General features: G+C 46.9%; 14 protein-coding genes and 13 tRNA genes. 16 read left to right on the top strand and 11 right to left on the bottom strand.

The features are described from left to right. Positions 1-73 precede the first annotated feature (73 nt). Complete coding sequence (locus DYB02_RS15850) at positions 74-1,030, top strand: acetyltransferase (RefSeq protein WP_029805075.1); 957 nt, start codon at positions 74-76, stop codon at positions 1,028-1,030. 76 nt (positions 1,031-1,106) lie between these two features. Here the strand turns inward: DYB02_RS15850 and DYB02_RS15845 are convergent, their stop codons facing one another. The 5 genes from DYB02_RS15845 to DYB02_RS15825 all read right to left on the bottom strand — a co-directional run bounded on the left by DYB02_RS15845 (position 1,107) and on the right by DYB02_RS15825 (position 5,536). Continuing rightward, the gene (locus tag DYB02_RS15845) at positions 1,107-2,252 is read right to left on the bottom strand and encodes a murein hydrolase activator EnvC family protein (RefSeq protein WP_031822859.1); all 1,146 of its coding nucleotides are present in this window, start codon (positions 2,250-2,252) and stop codon (positions 1,107-1,109) included. 26 nt (positions 2,253-2,278) lie between these two features. Continuing rightward, on the bottom strand, positions 2,279-3,100 hold the full coding sequence (cysE, locus tag DYB02_RS15840; RefSeq protein ID WP_005496472.1) for a serine O-acetyltransferase: 822 nt from the start codon (positions 3,098-3,100) through the stop codon (positions 2,279-2,281). 78 nt (positions 3,101-3,178) lie between these two features. Further along, entirely contained in the window at positions 3,179-4,216 is a 1,038-nt protein-coding gene (gpsA, locus tag DYB02_RS15835; protein WP_029806258.1) for an NAD(P)H-dependent glycerol-3-phosphate dehydrogenase, read from the bottom strand. Between the two features lie 196 nt (positions 4,217-4,412). Continuing rightward, positions 4,413-4,877, bottom strand: coding sequence for a protein-export chaperone SecB (gene secB, locus DYB02_RS15830; protein WP_005456911.1), 465 nt, complete (start codon positions 4,875-4,877; stop codon positions 4,413-4,415). A 224-nt stretch (positions 4,878-5,101) separates the two neighbouring features. Further along, the gene (locus DYB02_RS15825; protein WP_005381472.1) at positions 5,102-5,536 is read right to left on the bottom strand and encodes a rhodanese-like domain-containing protein; all 435 of its coding nucleotides are present in this window, start codon (positions 5,534-5,536) and stop codon (positions 5,102-5,104) included. A 548-nt stretch (positions 5,537-6,084) separates the two neighbouring features. On the opposite strand from DYB02_RS15825, the gene gpmM reads away from it, so the two are divergent. Further along, entirely contained in the window at positions 6,085-7,617 is a 1,533-nt protein-coding gene (gene gpmM, locus DYB02_RS15820; RefSeq protein ID WP_025578411.1) for a 2,3-bisphosphoglycerate-independent phosphoglycerate mutase, read from the top strand. Positions 7,618-7,699: 82 nt separating this feature from the next. Here gpmM and DYB02_RS15815 read toward each other — a convergent pair whose 3' ends face one another. The 5 genes from DYB02_RS15815 to rsgA form a co-directional block, all read right to left on the bottom strand. Continuing rightward, on the bottom strand, positions 7,700-8,587 hold the full coding sequence (locus tag DYB02_RS15815; protein ID WP_005482188.1) for a DMT family transporter: 888 nt from the start codon (positions 8,585-8,587) through the stop codon (positions 7,700-7,702). 156 nt (positions 8,588-8,743) lie between these two features. Beyond that, positions 8,744-10,624, bottom strand: a complete 1,881-nt coding sequence (locus DYB02_RS15810) for a methyl-accepting chemotaxis protein (RefSeq protein ID WP_023583858.1) — start codon at positions 10,622-10,624, stop codon at positions 8,744-8,746. A 265-nt stretch (positions 10,625-10,889) separates the two neighbouring features. Further along, a complete protein-coding gene (locus DYB02_RS15805; RefSeq protein ID WP_005496486.1) occupies positions 10,890-12,305 on the bottom strand; it encodes an SLC13 family permease in 1,416 nt (471 codons plus the stop codon). A gap of 169 nt (positions 12,306-12,474) precedes the next feature. After that, positions 12,475-13,332, bottom strand: coding sequence for an archaetidylserine decarboxylase (asd, locus tag DYB02_RS15800; protein WP_021484697.1), 858 nt, complete (start codon positions 13,330-13,332; stop codon positions 12,475-12,477). Between the two features lie 124 nt (positions 13,333-13,456). Further along, positions 13,457-14,521 carry a small ribosomal subunit biogenesis GTPase RsgA gene (gene rsgA, locus DYB02_RS15795; protein WP_029806204.1) on the bottom strand — a complete coding sequence of 355 codons (1,065 nt, stop codon included), beginning with the start codon at positions 14,519-14,521 and terminating at the stop codon, positions 13,457-13,459. 127 nt (positions 14,522-14,648) lie between these two features. Here rsgA and orn point away from each other — a divergent pair, with 127 nt between their 5' ends. From orn to DYB02_RS15725, 14 genes are all read left to right on the top strand, one after another. After that, the gene (gene orn, locus DYB02_RS15790) at positions 14,649-15,194 is read left to right on the top strand and encodes an oligoribonuclease (protein ID WP_005456987.1); all 546 of its coding nucleotides are present in this window, start codon (positions 14,649-14,651) and stop codon (positions 15,192-15,194) included. A gap of 156 nt (positions 15,195-15,350) precedes the next feature. Further along, positions 15,351-15,426, top strand: a tRNA-Gly gene (locus DYB02_RS15785). Positions 15,427-15,461: 35 nt separating this feature from the next. Next, positions 15,462-15,538, top strand: a tRNA-Met gene (locus DYB02_RS15780). Positions 15,539-15,557: 19 nt separating this feature from the next. Beyond that, positions 15,558-15,633: transfer RNA gene (locus tag DYB02_RS15775), tRNA-Gly, on the top strand. A 39-nt stretch (positions 15,634-15,672) separates the two neighbouring features. Then, positions 15,673-15,749, top strand: a tRNA-Met gene (locus DYB02_RS15770). Positions 15,750-15,779: 30 nt separating this feature from the next. Next, positions 15,780-15,855: transfer RNA gene (locus DYB02_RS15765), tRNA-Gly, on the top strand. A 55-nt stretch (positions 15,856-15,910) separates the two neighbouring features. After that, a tRNA-Met gene (locus DYB02_RS15760) sits at positions 15,911-15,987 on the top strand. A 30-nt stretch (positions 15,988-16,017) separates the two neighbouring features. Further along, positions 16,018-16,093 (top strand) — tRNA-Gly (locus DYB02_RS15755). 49 nt (positions 16,094-16,142) lie between these two features. Further along, a tRNA-Gly gene (locus DYB02_RS15750) sits at positions 16,143-16,218 on the top strand. A gap of 49 nt (positions 16,219-16,267) precedes the next feature. Then, positions 16,268-16,343, top strand: a tRNA-Gly gene (locus DYB02_RS15745). Between the two features lie 50 nt (positions 16,344-16,393). Next, positions 16,394-16,469: transfer RNA gene (locus DYB02_RS15740), tRNA-Gly, on the top strand. 35 nt (positions 16,470-16,504) lie between these two features. Beyond that, positions 16,505-16,581 (top strand) — tRNA-Met (locus tag DYB02_RS15735). 18 nt (positions 16,582-16,599) lie between these two features. Then, a tRNA-Gly gene (locus DYB02_RS15730) sits at positions 16,600-16,675 on the top strand. Positions 16,676-16,731: 56 nt separating this feature from the next. After that, positions 16,732-16,808, top strand: a tRNA-Met gene (locus tag DYB02_RS15725). Positions 16,809-17,428: 620 nt separating this feature from the next. Here the strand turns inward: DYB02_RS15725 and queG are convergent. Continuing rightward, positions 17,429-18,556: a tRNA epoxyqueuosine(34) reductase QueG gene (gene queG, locus DYB02_RS15720; RefSeq protein WP_029806882.1), complete on the bottom strand. Its 1,128-nt coding sequence runs from the start codon at positions 18,554-18,556 to the stop codon at positions 17,429-17,431. Positions 18,557-18,841 lie beyond the last annotated feature (285 nt).

Raw genomic sequence — 18,841 nt, 5'->3', positions numbered from 1 at the left:
CTACGCACAATAAGACGACTATCTCCCTCGATTAGTTCAAGGGATTGACTCTCGATAAAGGAACTATCGCTCAATGAATTACGACATCTTCAATGGTGATGCAGACGGCATCATCGCACTTCTACAACTGCGTTTGGCTGACCCTATCGATTCCCAATTAATTACCGGCGTAAAGCGCGATATTAAGCTGGTGGAAAAAGTGGACGTGCAAGCGGGTGATGAGCTGACTGTGTTAGACATTTCGATGGAAAAGAACATGGCTGGCTTAGAGCAAGCATTGGCTCAAGGCGCGCACGTGTTTTACGCCGATCACCACAAAGCTGGTGACATTCCTCAACACGGTAATTTGGACACCCACATCGATCTTGACGCTAATATGTGTACCGCTTTGATTGTCGATAAGTTGCTGGAAGGACGCTTTCATACTTGGGCGATCACCGCTGCTTACGGTGATAACTTGATTGCTAAAGCGGATGCGCTGGCGGATCAAGCCGGACTTAATAACGAGCAAAAAGCGCAGTTAAAAGAGCTCGGTACATTAATCAACTACAACGGTTATGGCTCGAAAGTCGACGATCTTCATTTCCATCCTGCGGATTTATACCGAGCGTTGGTTCAATATATTTCGCCATTCGAAGTCATTGAAGATAAAGCCTCGCCTTACTATCAATTGCAATCGGCTTACCAACAAGACATGGATGCCGCGCAAGCGGTACCAGCCACACATGAAAGCGACACATTGAAGTTGTTTGAGCTACCAAACACGGCTGCATCACGTCGAATCAGCGGTGTGTATGGCAACTGGCTGGCAAACCAAAATCCAGACTCTGCGCATGCGGTACTCACAGAAAACGCAGATGGTACTTACACAGTTTCACTCCGTGCACCATTGAACAATAAACAAGGTGCTGTTGCCGTGTGTGGGCAGTTCCCGACAGGTGGTGGGCGAGAGGCGGCTGCAGGTATTAATGCCTTACGCAAAGAAGATGTGAATGCATTTATTGATGCGGTCGAAACGTACTATGCATAGCATTTTCCAAAATATGAATACAACAAAGGAGCCGAGTGGCTCCTTTGTTTTTACTACAAGTAAATAAGTCAGATAATCAGCGCTTTAACCAAGACTTCGGGTTCTGTGCTTCACTATTACGGCGGATTTCGAAATACAGTGATGGTCGGTCCTGCCCGCCTGTATCTCCGGCGAGAGCTATCACTTCGCCCGCGGTGACTTTATCGCCTTCTTCTTTGGTTAACGCCTGATTGTAGCCGTAAAGCGTCATGTCACCTTTACCGTGATCAAGCAGCACCACTAAACCGTAACCTCTTAAATACTCTGCAAATACGACTGTGCCAGGGTAAACCGCTTTAACTTGTTGACCATAGTTAGCGGAAAGCACCATACCTTTCCAGTTTACTTGTCCGGTTTGACGCGTACCGAAGTTATGTAACACACTGCCTTTGAGTGGCCATGGTAGTTTGCCGCGCTGTTTGCCGAGCCCGTCCATTGGTACCGCATTTCGCTTGGCGGCTTTTGCAATCTCGGCTTTTAGACGGGTTTCATTGCGTTGTAGCTCAGCAAGGTAACGTTTGTCGTTTTTAATGCTGCTCTGAATTTTGTTCAGCGTTTGCTTACGATTCGACTGCGTACTGGCCAGTGCGGTACGCTTTTCTGATTGCTGCTTGAGCAGGGTTTCGATCTGCTCTTTCTCTAGCTCAAGTTGGTTTTTGTTGTGCGCCAACTCTTGAGTGGTTTTGGTGATGGCATCAATCACTTCGGCACGAGCCTTGGCTAAGTGCTGAAAGTATTGGCTAATCCGGTCTTCTTCTACGCCTTGATTCAATAAGTGCCCATTCGCTTTCGCTCGCTCGGTCACGTAATACGTTTGCAGCAACTGCTTGAGCTCTTCCTCTTGTGCTTGGCGCTGGGCTTCTTGGAGGGAGATTTTCTCTTCCAGTTTGTTGATGTTTTTGTCTGCTTGAGCAAGGTCGGCTTTGGTTTGCTTGATTTCTCGCTCCAGCTTAGAAATGCCAAGCTCTTGGTCTTTGAGCGATTTTTGCAGCTCGTTAAGCTGTTTCTCTTGCGAGGTTAGCGCCTTCTTTTGGCGATTGATTTCGCTGGAAACGCCTTTGAGCTCTTGCTGACTAGCGGCGAAAGAAGAGAGGGGATAGGTGGCAGATAAAGCACAAGTTAATAAAATAGCCGAGCGGAGCACTGGGTGATTTTGTTTTCGCACTTGAGAGTTACCTACCACATTATTGTCAAAGGATCAGAAGACGGTTAAATGCCATCTCCATGGATAAAGCTTTGTGATTTACCGTTAAAGCCTTGGTCCATATCGAGAGACGGTTTGTCTGTTTTTGGTCGACCAACGATTTTCGCGGGTACGCCTGCCACGGTCGTGTGCGGTGGCACCGCTTGCAATACTACGGAGCAAGAGCCGATTTTCGCCCCTTCGCCCACTTCGATATTACCAAGAATTTTGGCACCTGCACCAATCATCACGCCTTCACGGATTTTCGGGTGACGATCGCCGCACTCTTTACCTGTACCACCTAGGGTGACGTCTTGCAGGATCGACACATCGTTATCAACCACCGCAGTTTCACCGATCACGATGCCCGTCGCATGGTCGAGCATGATGCCGCTACCAATACGTGCTGCTGGGTGAATGTCTACCTGACACGCTACAGAAATTTGGTTTTGCAAATACGTCGCAAGGGCATGACGGCCTTGTTTCCACAACCAGTTTGCCACGCGATAGCCTTGCAGCGCGTGGTAACCTTTCAAATACAATAATGGCATTGAGTACATGGAAACAGCAGGGTCGCGGTTGACCGTCGCACAAATGTCACACGCAGCAAAATCCGTGATGGTAGGGTCTGCGGCAAATGCCTCTTCGACCACTTCACGAACGGCCATTGCTGGCATCGACGCCGTGTTTAATTTGTTGGCCAAAATGTAACTCAGTGCCGCACACAAACTTTCATGCTTGATGATGGTTGCGTGGTAAAAGCTCGCCAACATAGGCTCTTGCTCTGACATTTCACGGGCTTCTGAGACAATTTTGTTCCAGACTTTTTGTTTTTCGCAGTGTTTCATTCTCAATATCCTGAGTGGTTCTTCCGTGACCCGACAACTTCTATTCTTCTCAGATGAGGTGCGAAGGTGCGTAGAGTGCTACTTTCCTTCGGCTTTTTTGTCACGAGCAAGTAAATCTTGCGCTGCCAGGCGTGCATCTTTTCCTTGATACAATACTTGATAAATTTGGTCAACAATCGGCATCTCAACGCCCATGCGTTGGGAGAGCATCCATACTTCTTTCGTGTTGCGGTAGCCTTCTACGACTTGGCCAATTTCTTCTTGTGCCGTGTCAACGTCTTTACCTTGGCCGAGAGCTAAACCAAAGCGGCGGTTACGTGACTGGTTGTCAGTACACGTAAGAACCAAGTCACCTAAACCAGCCATACCCATGAAGGTTTCTGGTTTGGCACCAAGTGCAGCGCCAAGGCGGCTCATTTCAGCCAAGCCACGGGTAATCAACGCAGTACGTGCGTTTGCACCAAAACCGATGCCGTCTGACATACCTGCGCCAATTGCGATAACGTTTTTCACTGCACCGCCAAGTTGCATGCCGATGAAGTCGTTGTTCGCGTACACGCGGAAGGTTTTGCTACAGTGGATTTTCTCTTGCAGATCCGCCACGAACTCTGCATCTGGAGAGGCAACGGAAATCGCAGTTGGTAGACCCATCGCGAGCTCTTTCGCGAACGTTGGGCCAGATAGAACGGCCAGCGAGTAGTTCTCACCGATGATGTCGTACGCGACGTCTTTGAGCAGTCGGCCAGTTTCAGGTTCAAGACCTTTGGTTGCCCAACAGATACGCGAATCTTCACGCAGGAACGGTTTGCAGCTGTTAAGCACGATGCCAAAGACATGGCTTGGAACCACAACTAACAAGTCACGGCTTGCTTGAACGGCTTTTTCTAAATCCGATTCAATAATCAAGCTTTCTGGGAAATCAACACCTGGTAAAAATGCGTGGTTCGCGCGATCCGCCTCTAAGCGAGCCATGTGCTCAGACTCGTGTCCCCAAAGGACAACGTTCGCACCATTGCGCGCGAGGGAGATCGCTAGAGAAGTACCGTATGAGCCTGCGCCAATTACAGTCATTGCGATGTCTTTACCGTAAGCATTGTTTGTATTTGCTTGTGTCATGCTACCGCCTAATTGTCTTTCTACTAGTAGAATCTAGTTCATAATCACCAGATTTTACGCTCTCTAGGGATTAGGAACTAGGAACTTTTGTCAGAAATAAAAAATGCACATTGCATCGGATGGTAGACGCTATGTGCATTTTCTTCGAGTCGGTGACGAAAGCGCTTATGGCTGTTCGTCACTTACAAAACGTGAATTACGCTTGAGCTTCGCCTTGTTGAGCTTGCTGTTGTAGGTAGTTCATGAATAGCGCGTCGAAGTTAACTGGCGCTAGGTTCAGTTGAGGGAACGTACCTTTAACAACTAGGCTTGAGATAGTTTCACGAGCGTAAGGGAATAGGATGTTCGGGCAGAATGCACCTAGGCAATGTGCTAGTTGACCAGCTTCCATTTGCTCAGCAGTGAAGATACCACCTTGTTGAACTTCACATAGGAACGCAGTTTCTTCTTCGTTCTTCACAGTCACAGTTAGACGTAGAACCACTTCGTAAACGCCTTCACCAAGCTCACGGCTTTGAGTGTCTAGGTCTAGTTTAACGTCTGGGTTCCATTCTTTTTGGAAGATTACTGGAGAGTTTGGCGCTTCGAAAGAAACGTCTTTTAGGAAGATGCGTTGAATTGCGAAGTTTTGTTGTGCTTCTTGAGGTGCTGCTTCAGCCATTTTTAAATCCTTAATAAACATTTGTTGAGTCTAGAAACGCCTAAACTCAGAAATTTGGTTTGTCCTGAGACTAACTGAGCAAATGTACCTTGACTAGATGAAGCGTGTATTACGTGCAAAGCGTCACAACTTAGGGCTTCAACTGCTTTCTATTTGCTCAGTTTTATATCCACGAGGCTTGGCAAAATCGCGTTTAAATGCGTACCTTAGTTTTTGCCACGTTCCTACTTTTTACCACGAACTAAAGGTAGGTTTGCTTCGTTCCATGCAATCAAACCATTCTTAAGTAGGCTAACTTTTTCAAAGCCCGCTTTTACTAGAAGGTTCGCGCTTTCTTGAGCGGTTTGGCCCGTCTTGCATACAACAATGATTGGGTCTGATTTATGGTTTTCAAGGCTACCCAAGTTACCAGCTTTGATGTCTGAAGGTAAAATGTGAAGTGAGTCGGTGATATGACCTTTTTTGAACTCATCTTTTGTGCGGATATCCACAACAACGCCGTTTTCACGGTTCATTAGGTGAGTCAGTTGGTTTACGTTGATTTCTTTGTATGCTGCCGTCGCTGACTTCACGATGTTCATGATAAATGCGACAAGAAGACCTACCCAAACCAAAGATAGAATCATGTTCTGTTGGAAAAATTCAATGTACTCTTGCATGTCTTGAGCTCTTACGCTGTTGGCGGAAAAATAAAGCAGGAGTATAGCGGGGTTAAGCCTCTTAGGCGAGAGGGTTAAAATTTTCTAACGAATAATTGAGATCTCTATAAACTCGCTACGTCCTTGTTATCGCATCTCTTCTCCTATCCTTATTCATCACTTTTCCCTATCGAAGTAATCGGTCTAAGTGACTTCTGTTTTGCTAAGAAAAGAGAACAATAGAACCTATCCTCAGCCAGTTATGTTGAGCGCTCTAAAAGCAGACCGTTTTGACAGTTTTGTGGCAACGTTGAGAGGCGCGCCATCGAATGTTGGCTTGGGTGTACAAAGCGTATTGGGAATGACTATGCTTGTGGAACACGTTTGTTGGTGACGCTTGGTTGCTCGCTAACTTGTAAGATAGCAACATTAAATCGCAAACATTATTTGATCTTAACCTACAGTTTTGGTTAAAAAGTGTAGTAAAATTACGCTAGTTTTGTTTCAAGGTTAGATAGGGCAGCGAAGCCCTACGCCAAAAGTTACTTAAATTTGATGAGGTCATCACTATGTCAGCTAAGAAGCCACTGGCTCTAGTTATCCTTGACGGTTACGGTTACCGTGAAGACACAGCAAGTAACGCAATTGCGAATGCGAAAACACCAGTAATGGATGCTCTGATTGCGAACAACCCACATACTCTAATCTCTGCTTCAGGCATGGATGTTGGCCTTCCTGATGGTCAAATGGGTAACTCAGAAGTTGGTCACACTAACATTGGCGCAGGTCGCGTTGTATACCAAGATCTAACTCGTATCACTAAATCAATTGCTGATGGTGAGTTCGAACAAACGCCTGCTCTAGTGGAAGCTATCGACGCTGCAGTGAAAGCAGAAAAAGCAGTACACATCATGGGTCTTATGTCTCCAGGTGGCGTACACTCTCACGAAGATCACATCTACGCAGCGGTTGAAATGGCGGCAGCTCGTGGCGCTGAAAAAATCTACCTACACTGTTTCCTAGACGGTCGTGACACACCACCACGCAGTGCAGAAAACTCGCTACAACGTTTCCAAGATCTATTCGCGAAACTAGGTAAAGGCCGCGTTGCTTCTCTAGTTGGTCGTTACTACGCAATGGACCGTGACAACAACTGGGAACGTGTACAAGTTGCATACGATCTACTAACCCAAGCTAAAGCTGAATTCACAGCAGAAACGGCTGTTGCTGGTCTTGAAGCGGCTTACGCTCGTGACGAAAACGACGAGTTCGTGAAAGCAACGGCGATTAAAGCAGAAGGTCAAGAAGACGCAATCATGCAAGACGGTGATGCGGTTATCTTCATGAACTACCGTGCTGACCGTGCACGTCAAATCACACGTGCATTCGTTCCTAGTTTTGACGGTTTTGAGCGTGCAGTATTCCCAGCAATCAACTTCGTGATGCTGACTCAATACGCGGCAGATATCCCTCTAGCAACAGCATTCCCACCAGCGTCTCTAGAAAACACGTACGGTGAATGGCTATCTAAGCAAGGTCAAACTCAGCTACGTATCTCTGAAACAGAGAAATACGCGCACGTTACTTTCTTCTTCAACGGTGGTGTTGAGAACGAATTTGAAGGCGAAGAGCGTCAATTGGTTGCTTCTCCAAAAGTAGCGACTTACGACCTACAACCAGAAATGAGCTCTCCAGAGCTAACTGAGAAATTGGTTGCGGCTATCAAGTCTGGTAAGTACGACACAATCATCTGTAACTACCCTAACGCAGATATGGTTGGCCACACTGGTGTTTACGAAGCGGCTGAAAAAGCGATCGAAGCACTAGACGAAAGCGTAGGCAAAGTAGTTGAAGCAATCAAAGAAGTTGGCGGTCAGCTACTGATCACTGCGGACCACGGTAACGCAGAAATGATGATCGACCCTGAAACTGGCGGCGTTCACACTGCACACACTAACCTACCAGTGCCTCTAATCTACGTAGGTGACAAAGCGGTTGAGTTCAAAGAAGGCGGTAAACTGTCTGACCTTGCACCAACAATGCTTTCTCTAGCGGGTCTAGAAATCCCTGCTGAAATGTCTGGTGATGTGCTAGTTAAGTAATTAACTGACGACTCAGAATGACAAAAGCCCGAGTATAAACTCGGGCTTTTTTGTGTCTGGTAATAGGGACTGGTTTGTAAGATTACTGAACTAAAATCCCCGCACCAATCACCGCTAGGGCCGCGCCCAACCAAGCAAATCGGTTTGGTCGGCGTTTAGTGTAAACCCAGAGCAGCGGTAGCAACATGATTGGCGTGGTTGAAGATAGCAGAGCAACCATACCTACGTTCCCTTCGCGCAGCGCGTAAAGAATTAACGTCATTCCTACGGCCATCGCGAGAAAGCCATTCAACGCCGTAATGCCAAAAACACGCCAAGTAATGCGTTGGGTGGAGCGAGCAACTTTTACTCCAACGATAAGTAATAAGCAGTGCGCAACGAACGCGCTGATCATTCGAATTGCCGATGCAGCGATTGGGTCGACACTGGTTTGCATGACCGGTTTAGCAATAATGCCACCGAGCGCCTGACATATTGCAGCGGTAAGGCCGAGTGAGACTCCAACCCAAATGTTGCCTTTGATTTCCTCTAGCACATTGTTAGTTTGTCCGCGTCGGCCAAAGAATATCGCCATCACCACACCGCTAAACACCAGTGCAGAACCAAGCAGTTCAATGGCCGTCATGCTTTCGCTAAACAGGAAATAACCTAAGATGGTGGAAAACACGGCATGACAGGAAAACAACAGGCCCGCTTGCCTTGGCCCCATGCGATTCAAACAAGCAAACAGTGCGGTGTCGCCAATGAAGATCCCTATCAATCCGGATGCCATCATCGGCGTAATGTGTTCCCAAGACACACTTAGCCAACCGCCGGTTATCCACGCCATGGTCGACAAAATCACGGCTGTGCAGCCCATCCGCCAACGACTGTAAGAAAAGGCACCCAGATGCTGCGCAGGAATAACCGAAATCAGGCTGGAAACCGCCCATAAAAAGGCAGCGCACAGAGCAAGCCATTCGTAACCCATGATTGATAGACGTCCTTGTTGAATAGGGTTGAGGGCTCTTAATATGCATGAAATGCCACGAGCAATGCCATCATTTTTTTATTTATTATTGGGAAGTTAAAGGGCTAGATAACATCAATAAAAAAGCAGCTCTGGGAGCTGCTTTTTCGGGGCGGTTTACACTTTAAAGCGACTGATGTTTTCTCGCATGGTGTTCGCTGTGTTGAACATTCTGCGTGCGCCTTCACTGCTTTTCAGTGATTGCTCAGCAATGACATCTGCATCGTCTTTGATGCCTTGAGTATTGCGGCTGATGTCTTCACTTACCGCTCGCTGCTCTTCTGCTGCGCTCGCAATCTGCATCGCCATATCATTAATCTCAGTGATAGAGTTGGTGATGCTGGTTAGACTGTCGTGCGCTTGCTGTGCGTAATCCACGCTGGTATCTGCCAAGCTAGTGCTGGCTTGCATGCTGTTTACGGCAAGCTTGGTATTGCTTTGCAGCGTTTCAATCATGGTACGGATTTCTTCTGTTGAGCCATGAGTGCGTTGGCTAAGTACACGTACTTCATCCGCTACCACGGCAAATCCGCGTCCTTGTTCACCCGCGCGTGCTGCTTCGATGGCTGCATTGAGAGCGAGCAGGTTGGTTTGCTCAGCAATGCCCTGAATCGTAGACAAAATTTGGTTGATGCTTTGGGTGTTCGCTTCCAGTTCAGAAATCACATTTGCCGCATCACTCACTTGCTCAGCAAGCGACACAATCGCTTCTCGGTTTTTCTGAATAACGCTTTGACCTTCCACACACGCAGATGCGGAGTTTTGGGATGCACTTGCGGTCAATTCTGCATGACTTGCGACTTCTGCAGCGGTTGCCGACATTTCATGAATGGCCGTAGCAATTTGGTTTACGTCATTTTGTTGGTGCTCAACGCGTCCTGCCGCCATGGCTGAGAGTTCATTCGCCTGTTGTGCTTGTTCTGACAACTGCTGACTGTTTTCGACGATGTTTTTTAGCATTGATTGCATCTGAGCAAGGAACTGGTTGACGTGCGTGGCCAGTTCACCAATTTCATCCATGCGTTCAATCTCGATGCGCTGCGTCAAATCACCTTCACCTTGTGACAGTTCAGAGAGTGCATCCGACAAAGTTTGCAGTGGACGTAGTAGGCGAGTGATCACGTAAGTGCTGATGGCAGCGATGATCAAATACATCACGATTGAAGCAATGGCAGTAAAGGTCACTTGCTCCGAAACGGATGCAAAAGCCATTTGTTTGTCTTGCACAACGCCCAGAGACCAATCGGTGTTAGGGACTTGAGCAACATAAATCAGTTGGTCGCCTTGTTTTGGCCACGTGATTGTTTCTAGCTTCGCGTGTTGTGCCAAGTTGGCCATTTTATCGCGCGTCAGTTCTGGATTTAACGTGGTGAGCGGTTTCTGGCTGAGCTTTTCATCTTTATAAGCGACGAGGTTATTGTTGCCATCCACCAAGAACGCGAAGCCGTTGTTATCCAATTGGATATTCAACACTTCGTTGATGATGTCTGTGACGGCCAAGTCAGCGGCCAAGACGCCTTGTTTGTTTTGGTTAAACGCTTTGGCAAAGCTAACCACAATACTGCCATCAAAGTCTTGGTATGGCTCGGTAATGATCAGCCCAGATTGTGCCATCGCGTCTTGATACCAAGGGCGAGTTCGAGGGTCGTAATCGGATGGCCATGATTCGCTTTTATCGCCGTAGGCAATAGCGCCGTCAGAGAACCCTGCGTAAACAGAGAGAAATTTCCCCGCGCGTTTGGTCAGCAATAACTCGCGATCTGCATCATCAGAACTGGCGATGATTTGTTCGTTAGCCAACATCATATCGCTACGAATTGAGAGCCAATCGCTGATATAACGGTTAGTCGACTCAGAAATATTCTGTATTTCTCGGTTGAGTGTGGATGTGGTTTCTTCGTGAAGTTGATTAACGGAAACCCAAGCTTGAACGCCACTTACGATGGCGATAATAACTGCGATAGCAATCTGGATTTTTAACTTAATGGTATTTCTCATTGTCTAACCTTTATAAACAGACAAAAAGATCAGTGTCACAACGTGTGACTCCAGAGGGTTTAGACGATTCAAGCACAGAGCGTTACATGAAAGGCTTTAGTGAATTTATCGACAGTTAGTGATGAAACTTGAGGCACATGGTGTGATTTTTATTCAGCAATGCAATGTTAAATCCCCATTCATCATGGTGTGCATAGGGGGCAAAGTCGAGGTCATGGGAATGAAGGGGCTCTGTGAAGGCTTAACCCCTCACAGAGCCAGAACGTTAGAAGAGAATCAACACAGCGCCGTAAACTATAAACAGACCAATTAAGCCAATGATGAGCCCGACTTTCGCCATGTCTTTGCTTTCTATCAGGCCCGTTGAATACGCTAATGAGTTTGGTGGGGTGGAGACAGGTAAAATCATGCCCAGTGAAGCCGAGAATGCGACCACAACCAGTAAGCCTTGTAAGCCACCGACAGCGGCCAAACTCGGCATGGAAACCCCGATAGCTGCGGCAATTGGCATCAACAAGTTCGCGGTCGCGGTGTTCGACATAAAATTGGCCATCAACCAACATACGATGGAGAGTGCGACCACCACCGCAAATGGAGACAGCGCCTCATAATCAATTGCGTGGGCGAGCGCTTCTGCTAAGCCCGTTTTATCGAGTGCAATGCCAATCGCAATACCACCGGCAACCAACCACAATACGTCCCAGTTGATCAGTTTGAGCTCTTCTTTGCCCATGATGCCCGTTAAGGTAAAGACTGCCAGAGGAATAATCGCGACGACGTACGTATTCATGCCATGAGCTTTGGTGGTCATCCACAAGACGATGGTGAGGGCGAAGGTCACGTAAACCACCATTGCGCGCCAGCTCTTTTTGAAAGTGCCATCCAACTTGAGTTTCATTTCTGGCTCGCTCGATGGGAACAGCTTTTGCAGTAAGAACCAAGCGATGGTCAATTGCACTAAGACAAAAGGTAAGCCCATCATCATCCATGAGAGGAAGTCGATGGTGTTTTCTCCAGTGAGATATTGCAGTGCGATGGCGTTCGGTGGCGTACCTATTGGCGTAGCAATACCACCCGTATTGGCGGCTATTGGAATACACAAAACCAGTGCTTTAATGCCTAAGTCACCTTTCGGTGCCGACGCCACAATAGGGCCAAGTAGCGCTAACATCATGACCGTTGTTGCGGTATTGGACATGAACATGGAAAACACCGCGGTGATCAACATCAGCCCGAGCATGATGAATTTGGGCTGGTTGCCAAACGGTTTAAGCAACACGCGAGCGAGGTTGTTGTCGAGCTCATACTTAGAGGCGGCAATCGCTAATGCAAAGCCGCCCATAAAAAGAATAATGATTGGTGACGAAAAGGCAGAGAAGATATCGGTGTAGTTGATCAGCTCGCCAAGATCGTGCCCTGGTGGTGGATTGCGAAACAGATGCAAGCCTTTGTCGGAAATCATGATCAGTTCGAGAGCGATAATAAGAATGGACGTAGCAAAAACGGGAACCGGCTCAAGAACCCAAAGTAGGGCAGCAAGAAGAAAAATGGCCAACAAGCGATGCTGAATTAAAGTGAGATCATCAATGGGAATAGCATCAATCGGCATCATCAAAACACCGAGCGGAATTAAAAAACACACCAGCAATTTAGCCAGTGTGCTGACATTCATCTGTGGCATTGGTAGCCCCTCTAAATATTCATCCTAAGCGCAGGATAAATGATTGTGGATTTAGGGTCTTAGAGGCAGGTATGAGTTTGGAGAAGATAGTCTAAATTTCGAACAGAATTTTGCTTTTCATCAATAAAAAAAGAGCCCTTGATAAAGGGCTCTTTTAACTGAATTTCGCTTATTTTTTCAGGGCGTAAGGTGTGCCCATTACGGTTGGTTGGCCGTTTTCCATGCTTACGTCAAACTCAATCGCGTCTTTCGCAAACAGGTTGATCACAGTCGAACCCAGTTTGAAGCGACCCATTTCTTCGCCTTTTTTCAGGATAACGGCTTTGTCACCTTCTGCTGGGTAATCCCATTTGTAGACCGTGTTACCACGAGGTGGCGTGATGGTGCCTGCCCAAACTTGCTCGATACTGCCTACGATGGTTGCACCAACCAGAACTTGTGCCATTGGGCCAAATTCGGTATCGAAGATACATACCACTCGTTCGTTACGTGCAAATAGGTTCGGTACGTTTTCTGCTGTCAGAGGGTTTACTGAGAACAGATCACCAGGAACGTAAATCATTTGGCGCAATGTGCCGTCACATGGCATGTGTACACGGTGGTAATCGCGAGGCGATAGGTATAGCGTTGCGAATGAACCGTCTTTGAATTCTTCTGCGAGTTTCTCATCACCACCAAGCAGTTCTTGCGCCGAGTAGTTGTGGCCTTTTGCTTGAATCAGTTGACCATCTTCAATTGGGCCAAATTGGCTCACACAAGCATCTGCTGGGTGCGTAATGATCCCATCACCTTCAGTGATTGGGCGTGCGCCTTCTTTGAGCTCACGAACAAAAAACTCGTTGAACGTTTTGAAATGCTTAGGATCAGAGTGCTTTGCCTCGTCCATATTCACATTGTACTGTTTGATAAACCAGCGAATGACCGCGGTGGTTAGACTACCAGCTTTGGCTGATGCCAGTTTGCCCATTAGGCGAGTTAGGCCATGTTGTGGGATCCAGTACTGCAGTCCAACTTTAATCTTGTCCATCTTTAATTCCGATACTTCTGTCTGTTCTGTTAGATTCGCGCTTTGGGCGCGTGATGTTACTGAACTTTAATGTGCTTGTCAGTATTCGGTGAAGAATTCTTACACAGTTGCTCAGACAATCTGGTTACAGATCGGCCTTCTTGTTGCGTGAGTATTGGCGGTTTGCCTTGTTCTCCATCATGCTTTCTAGAATGCGATGGTAGTTCTCAAAACGAACCTCACTCACTTCGCCTTTCTCAACGGCTTCACGCAGAATACAGCCAGGGTCGTCGTTGTGTTTACAGTCTCGGAATTTACAGCCACCAAGGTATGGGCGGAACTCAACGAACGCTTTGGTGACTTCTTCAGCCTCTAAGTGCCAAAGACCAAATTCGCGAACCCCTGGTGAGTCAATAAGATCGCCGCCAGTTGGAATATGGTAAAGGCGTGCTGCTGTCGTGGTGTGTTGACCTAAGCCAGAGTTTTCAGAAATTGCGCCTTCTTCCACTTCTTGTTCTAGTTCAGGCATTAATGCATTAACCAAACTCGATTTACCTACGCCAGATTGACCAACAAAGATGTTGATACGATCGCGTAACTGCACTTCTAAATCACTAATGCCTTCACCAGAATTTTTACTCACGAACAGCACTTTATAACCAATTCGCTCGTATTCTTTGAGCCACTCTTCGTACATTGCACGGTCATCTGCCTCAAGCAAATCAACCTTGTTGAGCACCAACAATGGTGCGATGTTGAGTGTCTCTGCGGCCACTAAATAACGGTCGATAATGTTCAGTGATAGCTCAGGCAATACAGACGAGACAATCACCATCTGATCGATGTTTGCCGCAACTGGTTTGAGGCCGTCGTAGTAGTCTGGGCGAGTCAGCATCGATGTACGAGGCTCTACGGCTTCAACAACACCTGAGATGCCTGCCATTGATTCAAGACCTTCACGCCAGAGCACTCGGTCACCGGAAACCAGAGACTCAATGCCACGACGTAGGTTACAGCGTTGAACCTCGCCACTTTCTAAATCTTCGATGTCAGCGTGCTGGCCAAAGCGAGTAATCACTAGACCCTGTTTGCTTGCGCCAAGCATGTTCTCATCCCATTGGATGGACTCTTCTTGCTTTTTTAGGCGTTTTTGTTGGTTGCTGCGTACGCGGCGCACCTGACCTTTGGTTAACTTTTTCTTCTTTGCCACAATGTTTTACTTAGTGAGTTAACTCAAGCGATTGAGCTCGTTCTCGGCTCAAGTTCGTGAGTATCGTGTTTCAAGTATTTTCAGGTATAGTACCTCTTTTATCGATAAACAAATAGGCGGCGTAACCATGTCCTTTAGCGATCAAAACCTAATTTGGGTGGATTTAGAGATGACAGGGCTTGATCCTGAAACGCACAAAATCATCGAAATTGCTTCTATCGTCACGGATAGCGAACTGAATATTTTAGCTGAAGGGCCAGTGCTTGCCGTGCATCAGCCAGAAGAAGAGCTAGCCAAAATGGACGATTGGTGCACCAACACGCACACGGCTAGCGGTTTGGTTGAGCGCGTTCGGAACAGCAAAATCTCTGAGCAAGATGCCGTAGCACAGACCATCGAATTTTTAGAAAAATGGGTACCAAAAGGCGTATCGCCAATCTGCGGTAACAGCATCGGTCAGGACCGCCGTTTCTTGTACAAGCATATGCCTGAACTGGAAGAATACTTCCACTACCGTTACTTAGATGTGAGCACACTAAAAGAGCTGACTCGTCGTTGGAAGCCAGAGGTGCTGGACGGTTTCTCTAAACAGGGCACACATTTAGCGTTGGACGACATCCGTGAATCTATTGCGGAGTTAAAGTACTACCGCGAAACGATCTTTAAGATCTAACTGTTAAGGCTGCGATCTAAATTGTTGTCATTCTTGATTGTTTTGCTTGCTTTTTCGTCGTTCAGTAAAAAATTAAAGTTTTTTTGAACGAAGGACTTGCATCACAAAAAAATGCTCTTATAATTCGCAGCCCTGAACAGCGGAAACGTTGTTGATGCGACACTAGCTCAGTTGGTAGAGCGCAACCTTGCCAAGGTTGAGGTCACGAGTTCGAACCTCGTGTGTCGCTCCACATTTTTATTATTGCACTAAGCAATAATACATGGACGCGGGATGGAGCAGCTTGGTAGCTCGTCGGGCTCATAACCCGAAGGTCGTCGGTTCAAATCCGGCTCCCGCAACCAATTCTCTTCTTGAGAACATGCGACACTAGCTCAGTTGGTAGAGCGCAACCTTGCCAAGGTTGAGGTCACGAGTTCGAACCTCGTGTGTCGCTCCAATTTGATAGCTCTCATTGTGCTTAACAATGAAATACGGACGCGGGGTGGAGCAGCTTGGTAGCTCGTCGGGCTCATAACCCGAAGGTCGTCGGTTCAAATCCGGCCCCCGCAACCAAATTCAATCAATAGCGTTTGCTGTTGATATGCGACACTAGCTCAGTTGGTAGAGCGCAACCTTGCCAAGGTTGAGGTCACGAGTTCGAACCTCGTGTGTCGCTCCACTTTCTTTCTAAGTGGACAGTATAGCTCTCATTGTGCTTAACAATGAAATACGGACGCGGGGTGGAGCAGCTTGGTAGCTCGTCGGGCTCATAACCCGAAGGTCGTCGGTTCAAATCCGGCCCCCGCAACCAAATTCAATCAATAGCATTTGCTGTTGATATGCGACACTAGCTCAGTTGGTAGAGCGCAACCTTGCCAAGGTTGAGGTCACGAGTTCGAACCTCGTGTGTCGCTCCACTTTTCTTTAAGTGAAAAGTAAAGCCTTCATTGTGCTTAACAATTACATGCGACACTAGCTCAGTTGGTAGAGCGCAACCTTGCCAAGGTTGAGGTCACGAGTTCGAACCTCGTGTGTCGCTCCACTTTTCTTTAAGTGGAAAGTAAAGCCTTCATTGTGCTTAACAGTGACATGCGACACTAGCTCAGTTGGTAGAGCGCAACCTTGCCAAGGTTGAGGTCACGAGTTCGAACCTCGTGTGTCGCTCCACTTTCTTCAAAGTGAACTGCATAGCCCTCATTGTGCTTAACAGTGACATTGCGACACTAGCTCAGTTGGTAGAGCGCAACCTTGCCAAGGTTGAGGTCACGAGTTCGAACCTCGTGTGTCGCTCCAAATTTATATTATTGCACTACGCGATAATACATGGACGCGGGATGGAGCAGCTTGGTAGCTCGTCGGGCTCATAACCCGAAGGTCGTCGGTTCAAATCCGGCTCCCGCAACCAATTCTTTTAAGAGAATGTGCGACACTAGCTCAGTTGGTAGAGCGCAACCTTGCCAAGGTTGAGGTCACGAGTTCGAACCTCGTGTGTCGCTCCACTTTCTCTAATGAAAAAGCAAAGTTCTCATCGTACTTAACGGTGACGTAATACGGACGCGGGGTGGAGCAGCTTGGTAGCTCGTCGGGCTCATAACCCGAAGGTCGTCGGTTCAAATCCGGCCCCCGCAACCAATTTCAGACGATACTTACAGTTTGAGTGGTTGGTATTTTCTAGCTCTCAGATCGTCACGGATGCGCCGCCCTGTTCACTTTGGCTTTCGCTCCATTCCATCGCTCTTTTCATAATGCTGCGAAGCATGAATCCCCTAAAAGCATATCTTAATCCGCATCAAATGATGTCGGACGGTTTCGTTTGTGTTTAAAACACGATATGAATCGGCTGGCGTAATCATTTCATGATGTTCGGAGCGTTTTACCTATGTTAATTAACAGAGTTATCCACATATAACGTTCTGTGGATAAGTTGGTTGATAAAGTGTTTTTAGCTTGAGGATTTTGATGGGTAAAGAAAGATCTTTTCTTTTTTAGGAAGTCTTGGTTGCTGGTGATTTGGTCTTAACTTGTTGTTATTTAAGGTTAAATGTATTATTTCATCGGATCGAATACGTTAAAATACGATCATAACCTTGTCTTTTTTTGATCCTAGTCATTTACTCAGGTTGTGTTTAACTTTTTTTTGCAACCCATTTTTAATCAAATCTAGAATTTTTTTCCACATTACAGAATTGAGAACAGGGTCATGTATTGAGCATGCAAAAAGTGTTTTCAATCTCTTGCATATAGGCTACGCACTAGGCATCCCTAGGTAAGCCTTTCTCAACAATTCTAATTAGACGCTTTTTCTTCGTCTCAATCGGTTCTGCATCTACAGAAGGGATATGGTTGAGCTGCTGGGTAAGTGCCCATTCGATGTGCTCATCCAGTAATTTACTTTCACCAAGTCGCGCATTAAGTGCGTCTATCACCCGTTGGCTGTATTCTGCATTACCAAGTGCGACAGATATATTACGTAGCCATTGTTCGTGACCGATACGACGGATAGCAGAACCTTCCATATTTTTTAAGAACGTCGCCTCGTCCCATTGGAATAATTCAACTAAGTCTGGATTGTGAAAGCTTTCCCTGCGATGGAAATCTTCTTGTTCGGTTACGTCTGCATAGCGGTTCCATGGGCAGACGAGTTGGCAGTCATCACAGCCGTAGATGCGGTTACCCATCGGTTTGCGGAGTTCCTCAGGGATGACACCATCAAACTCTATCGTGAGATAAGAGATACAGCGTCTCGCATCGACAACTTTATCTTCTACAATGGCTTGAGTCGGGCATGACGTAATACACGCTCGGCATTTTTCGCATTGGTCGACACTTGGAGTATCGACTGGCAAAGGTAGGTCAATCAGCAGTTCACCAAGGAAGAACCAAGAACCACACTCTTTATCTAAGATAAGTGAGTGTTTACCTGTCCAACCCAATCCGGCCTTTTGGGCTAAAGGGCGCTCAAGTATTGGCGCAGAGTCGACAAAAGGGCGATAACCAAACTTATCCACTTCTTCTTCTATGAGCTTACCCAACTTGTTGAGCTGCTTTCTGACCAGCTTATGGTAATCACGCCCTAGCGCATAGCGGCTAATATAAGCGTGATTTTTATTCGCGAGATTTGAAGCAAATTGCGCTTCTGGCGGTAGGTAGTCCATCCGGACGCTGATAACGCGAACGGTTCCCGGTAATAACTCATTGGGTCTGGCGCGCATCATTCCGTGACGAGCCATCCAATCCATTGAGCCGTGATAGCCAGCATCTAGCCATTTTTGTAGTGCGGCTTCATGTTCACTAAGATCAACGTCGCAGATGCCCACTTTTTGAAAGCCGAGCTCTTTTCCCCAAACTTTGATCTGTTGTGCGAGTTGTTCGTAGTTCATGTTTTATCACCGAGATAAAGGGGGGCGGGATCTTAACGGATCTATTCTATTGGTGCTACCGTAAAGTTGAGGTTAGTACTCGGAAATTCGTTTCTCAAAGTTCAGGCTGAATGGCCGTTGGCGCGTTTTTATCAGCAAAATCATTATGCATGTATCACGGAACCTTTTGCTATGTACGGCGTTCTTATAAGTGTGAGTTAAACTCTTTTCGATCAAAGTTAATACTCGGTAAATAAGTTACAGTTTTTGGCTACTTTTTTCGCACATATGACATTTGAAAGCTTG

The sequence above is a fragment of the Vibrio parahaemolyticus genome, from assembly GCF_900460535.1.
GTDB classification, from domain to species: domain Bacteria; phylum Pseudomonadota; class Gammaproteobacteria; order Enterobacterales; family Vibrionaceae; genus Vibrio; species Vibrio parahaemolyticus.
This window is presented reverse-complemented; position numbering and strand designations above follow the sequence as displayed.

What these genes read in the sequence shown, in the direction of transcription:
- DYB02_RS15825 (WP_005381472.1), bottom strand. Translation starts at nt 5,536, where the DNA reads ATGCAAGAGTACATTGAATTTTTCCAACAGAACATGATTCTATCTTTG.
- DYB02_RS15850 (WP_029805075.1), top strand. Translation starts at nt 74, where the DNA reads ATGAATTACGACATCTTCAATGGTGATGCAGACGGCATCATCGCACTT.
- secB (WP_005456911.1), bottom strand. Translation starts at nt 4,877, where the DNA reads ATGGCTGAAGCAGCACCTCAAGAAGCACAACAAAACTTCGCAATTCAA.
- orn (WP_005456987.1), top strand. Translation starts at nt 14,649, where the DNA reads ATGTCCTTTAGCGATCAAAACCTAATTTGGGTGGATTTAGAGATGACA.
- gpsA (WP_029806258.1), bottom strand. Translation starts at nt 4,216, where the DNA reads ATGACACAAGCAAATACAAACAATGCTTACGGTAAAGACATCGCAATG.
- asd (WP_021484697.1), bottom strand. Translation starts at nt 13,332, where the DNA reads ATGGACAAGATTAAAGTTGGACTGCAGTACTGGATCCCACAACATGGC.
- DYB02_RS15805 (WP_005496486.1), bottom strand. Translation starts at nt 12,305, where the DNA reads ATGCCACAGATGAATGTCAGCACACTGGCTAAATTGCTGGTGTGTTTT.
- queG (WP_029806882.1), bottom strand. Translation starts at nt 18,556, where the DNA reads ATGAACTACGAACAACTCGCACAACAGATCAAAGTTTGGGGAAAAGAG.
- DYB02_RS15815 (WP_005482188.1), bottom strand. Translation starts at nt 8,587, where the DNA reads ATGGGTTACGAATGGCTTGCTCTGTGCGCTGCCTTTTTATGGGCGGTT.
- gpmM (WP_025578411.1), top strand. Translation starts at nt 6,085, where the DNA reads ATGTCAGCTAAGAAGCCACTGGCTCTAGTTATCCTTGACGGTTACGGT.
- DYB02_RS15810 (WP_023583858.1), bottom strand. Translation starts at nt 10,624, where the DNA reads ATGAGAAATACCATTAAGTTAAAAATCCAGATTGCTATCGCAGTTATT.
- cysE (WP_005496472.1), bottom strand. Translation starts at nt 3,100, where the DNA reads ATGAAACACTGCGAAAAACAAAAAGTCTGGAACAAAATTGTCTCAGAA.